This window comes from Streptomyces sp. NPDC046900 (assembly GCF_040644975.1).
Taxonomy (GTDB): domain Bacteria; phylum Actinomycetota; class Actinomycetes; order Streptomycetales; family Streptomycetaceae; genus Streptomyces.
Genome location: NZ_JBEYXD010000208.1, coordinates 1 through 3,728, shown reverse-complemented (window position 1 = coordinate 3,728; position 3,728 = coordinate 1). Strand labels below are relative to the sequence as shown.

Below are 3,728 nucleotides of genomic sequence, written 5' to 3'. Positions count from 1 at the left end.
TCCATCGCCGTTGTCGCCCTTGGTCGACCTCGCACGGCCCAGCGAGCCCGGCGCTGAGCGGGCCAAAGCTCGCCCGGTGAATCACCCAGCGATGAGCACCCGGCCCAGCCGCTCGTTCGTCTGCCCGGGTGTCGGCGACGGCTGAACGTCTTTTCCCGGACCCCAACGCACAACCGGCCACCAGAAGTTGCGGCGGCCTGCTCAAGATCAGTCCTAGCGCATGCCCACCCGTGAGCCCGCCACTCGGGCCGAGCCGGGCAGTGCGCAGCGTCACCGTGTCCATGCACACACCCGCCGCAGGGAAACCGACGCCCATTGCGCAGGCCTCCACCCCCGACCACAAGCCCCACCACGGCAGGTCACAGCACCGCGCAGCCCGCCGAGCTGGACTACGCAGCTCCTGGGCGCCTGCGCATCACGTGCGCAACCGGGCCGCGCCATGCCGAGGCTGCACACACGCGGTCAGCGATGACGCATCGCGGCCACGGGCGCCCTCCGCGATTCAGGGCGCTGACTGAAGCGCTCCGGGTCCGATGGAGGCTCGATTCCCCGAGAGGATCAAGTCATGGCCCGTCCGGCCCCCTACCCTGCCGAGCTTCGTGAGCGTGCCGTGCGCATGGTCGCGGAGTTCCACCCCAACTACCCAACGAAGTGGGCCGCGATGAAGGCGCTCGCCGCGAAGCTGGGTATCGGTTCCGCCGCGACCGTACGAACGTGGGTCCGCAAGGCTGAAGCGGATGCCGGCCAACGCCCAGGGGTCACCTCGCAGAAGGCCGCACTCGATGACCACCGTGAAGGACTCAGCATCCCGCGAGGAGTCTGCTGCCTGGCGGTGGATGTCTGTGCGGCCTCCTCCCACGCCCGGACGGTCGACGTGGTGATCCTCGCGGCCGAACAGCAGCGCCGTTACGGCGAGCTTCGCCTTCGGATCGAACACGCGGAGCAGAAGCGAGCTCCACTCACCGCACTCGCGTCCGTCGAACTCGCGGACCTCCTTGGGGACAGCACGGCAACGCTGCCATCAGCGTGGTAGCCCCAACGGCATTTCTCCCCTCGGCGACCAGAGTGCCCACGCCCACGGGGGTGTAGAAGGCGGGGATGCCCGCGCCGCCGGCCCGCAGACGCTCGGCCAGGGTGCACTGCGGGACTAGCTCCAACGCCGTGTAGATAGAGCCTCGGGCGGCTGCGTCAAGTCGCTGAAATGGGGCGGAGCTCCTGCTAGAACCGTGTCGACCAAGATCACTGTTCGCTAGGAGCTCCGTGGGTGCTCAGTCTGTCATCTCTCGTGAGGTTGCGGTTGCCGCTGGGGCGTTCGCGCCTGGCCATCTCGGCGAGTTGACCAGGGTTGTTCCGTTCGAGATGGTCGACGAGGCGCTGGTGCAGACCGGCAGGGTGCAGGCCCGAGTGAGGGATCTGCCGTCTCGGGTGGTGGTGTATCTGCTGCTGGCCGGGTGCCTGTTCCCGGGGCAGGGCTGGCGGCAGGTGTGGCAGCGGCTTACGGCCGGGCCTGGACGGTCTGCCGGTCGCGGACCCGACCGGTGGCGCTTTGGCGCAGGCCCGCAGGCGGGTGGGGGCCGAGCCACTGCGCTGGCTGTTCGACCTGCTGCGCGGCCCGGCCGCTGGAATCGGCACCACCGGCGTGTGGTGGCGGGGGCTGCTGGTCTGCGCGATCGACGGCACGACGATGGCGGTGCCCGACAGTCCCGCGAGCCTGACCGTATACACCAAGCACCGCTGCAACAACGGCGGTTCGGGGTATCCGGCGCTGCGGCTGCTGATGCTGGTGTCCTGCGGCACCCGCACGCTCCTGGACTCGGTGTTCGGGCCGACCACGGACGGGGAGACCACCTATGCGCCGCGCCTGCTGCGCAGCCTGGGCAAGGGCATGATCGTGCTGCTGGACCGCAACTTCGCCGCGCAAAGCCTGGTGACCGCCGTCGCCACCACCGGCGCGCAGGTGCTGGTTCGGGTCAAGAGCGGCCGCCACCTGCCGGTCCTTCGCCGCAACCGTGACGGCTCCTACCTGTCCAGGCTCGGCGCCGTGGCGGTGCGCGTCATCGACTGCGAGATCACCATCGCCAGGGCCACCGGCCGCCGCACCGGCCTTTACCGGCTCGTGACGACCCTGACCGACCACCAGACCCATCCCGCCGCCGAACTGATCACGCTGTACCACCAGCGGTGGGAGATCGAGACGGCCTACCTGGAGATCAAGTCCACCATCCTGGGCGGCCGAGTCCTGCGCGCCCGTACCCCCGCCGGTCTCGACCAGGAGGTCTACGCGCTGCTGGTCACCTACCAGGTCCTGCGTCTGGCCATGGCCGAGGCCCCCGGCATCCGCCCCCACGTCGACCCCGACCGGGCCAGCTTCACCATCGCCCTGCACACCGCCCGCGACCTGGTCATCCAGGTCGCGGGCGTCATCACGGACACCGTCATCGACCTCGTCGGCACCATCGGCCGCCGCATACCGGCCGACCTCATGCCCGACCGCCGCATCCGCGCCCGACCCCGCGTCGTCAAACGCGCGATCTCCAAGTACAACGCCAAAGGCACCGTCGACCGGACCAGCTACAAGGCCACCATCAGCATCGACATCCTGACCCCACCAGACCCATGACCGACGTTGCGACTGAGCGCTCCAGCTTGCCGGTGAGCGCTGGGGTCGGGTGGACAGGCGGTCGTTGAAGCCAGCCGTCCAGGAATTTCGGGAGTCAGAAGGAGAAGTGCTTGGCCACCGCCCAGCCCCGCTCCGCCGACCTTCCGTAGAAGGCGCGCAGGTCCGCGTGATCCTGAGCCAGGCGCTCCAGCAGCTCCTCGTCCGGCTCGGACGACGGAAGTTGCGCCCATGCCTGCCACAGGTCCGTGAACGACACCCCGTGAAGGTATGTTGCCGTGCGCGCCACGTCCGGCGGATCGAGCGCCACATGGCCCGGGCCGCCGCCGGGGTCCGGTGTGTGTCGACCCCCGAAGACGGGCAGCTCCCGGTCGCCGCCCGGCTCCGACCGGGGGCAGTACAGCTCGTTCAGCTGGAAGAAGCCGTACTCCAGCCATGCTGCTTCGCCTGCTCCAACCCGTCGGCGCAGCTCGTCGAAGTCCACATCGAACAGGTACTCGAAGCCAGCTGTGTTCTCGGGCAGCCTTGAGGGTTCGAGCGCTTGAAGGTAGATCCACATACTCACACCCGGCAAACTACCCGGCACCGCCGACATCGGCCCCGTAACGCTCAACTGGTCGGCTGAGGCACTCAGTCGGAGGCGTCCGCACCGCTAACTACACGGCGTTGGGACTAGCTCCAGCTCGCCAGACAGGTGCTGGCGGGCGAACTCCTTGTTCTCGCCCACGTACGAGCCATGGACCCGGAACGATGCGCCCGGCCGCGAGCAGAATGCCCCATCCGCCGCCGTCCACCCCGCTGTTGTTCAAGACCACCCTCAGAGCGCCGATGCCCTGCCGGAACAACGCTTCGATCAGTACGTTGGGCACACCGCTGAGCCCGAACCCTCCCACGGCCGGCGAGGAACCGCGGGCGATGTCAGCCACCACCTCGCCGGCCGAACGCACAGCCTTGTTCATCCGCTCACCCTCGCGTCGTCCGCCCGATGAAAGAGCCTTCGACATTGCCCGCCGCGTGATGCGTGTCCCCGGACCACAGCGCAGGCCCTGCCGACACCCGCCCCTCGACCCCCGTCACCGTGCTCATCACCTTCGAAGGCCGGCCGTCGCGC

At 69.0% G+C, this 3,728-nt stretch carries 2 protein-coding genes and 4 pseudogenes; 3 read left to right on the top strand and 3 right to left on the bottom strand.

What is annotated here, in order from left to right; genetic code table 11:
• Positions 1 to 565: 565 nt before the first annotated feature.
• A pseudogene (locus ABZ904_RS50790) lies at positions 566 to 775 on the top strand (IS3 family transposase); the annotation flags it as partial.
• 198 nt (positions 776 to 973) lie between these two features.
• Here the strand turns inward: ABZ904_RS50790 and ABZ904_RS50785 are convergent.
• A pseudogene (locus tag ABZ904_RS50785) lies at positions 974 to 1,157 on the bottom strand (CoA-transferase); the annotation flags it as partial.
• Between the two features lie 202 nt (positions 1,158 to 1,359).
• On the opposite strand from ABZ904_RS50785, the pseudogene ABZ904_RS50780 reads away from it, so the two are divergent.
• Positions 1,360 to 1,452 (top strand): annotated as a pseudogene (locus ABZ904_RS50780) (transposase domain-containing protein); the annotation flags it as partial.
• Positions 1,453 to 1,567: 115 nt separating this feature from the next.
• Positions 1,568 to 2,620: an IS4 family transposase gene (locus tag ABZ904_RS50775; protein WP_361831098.1), complete on the top strand. Its 1,053-nt coding sequence runs from the start codon at positions 1,568 to 1,570 to the stop codon at positions 2,618 to 2,620.
• A gap of 94 nt (positions 2,621 to 2,714) precedes the next feature.
• Here the strand turns inward: ABZ904_RS50775 and ABZ904_RS50770 are convergent, their stop codons facing one another.
• Together ABZ904_RS50770 and ABZ904_RS50765 are read right to left on the bottom strand one after the other, a co-directional pair.
• Positions 2,715 to 3,182 (bottom strand): hypothetical protein, encoded by a 468-nt coding sequence (locus ABZ904_RS50770; RefSeq protein ID WP_359411449.1) that lies wholly within the window; start codon positions 3,180 to 3,182, stop codon positions 2,715 to 2,717.
• 108 nt (positions 3,183 to 3,290) lie between these two features.
• Positions 3,291 to 3,576: pseudogene (locus ABZ904_RS50765) on the bottom strand (CoA-transferase); the annotation flags it as partial.
• Between the last annotated feature and the right edge of the window lie 152 nt (positions 3,577 to 3,728).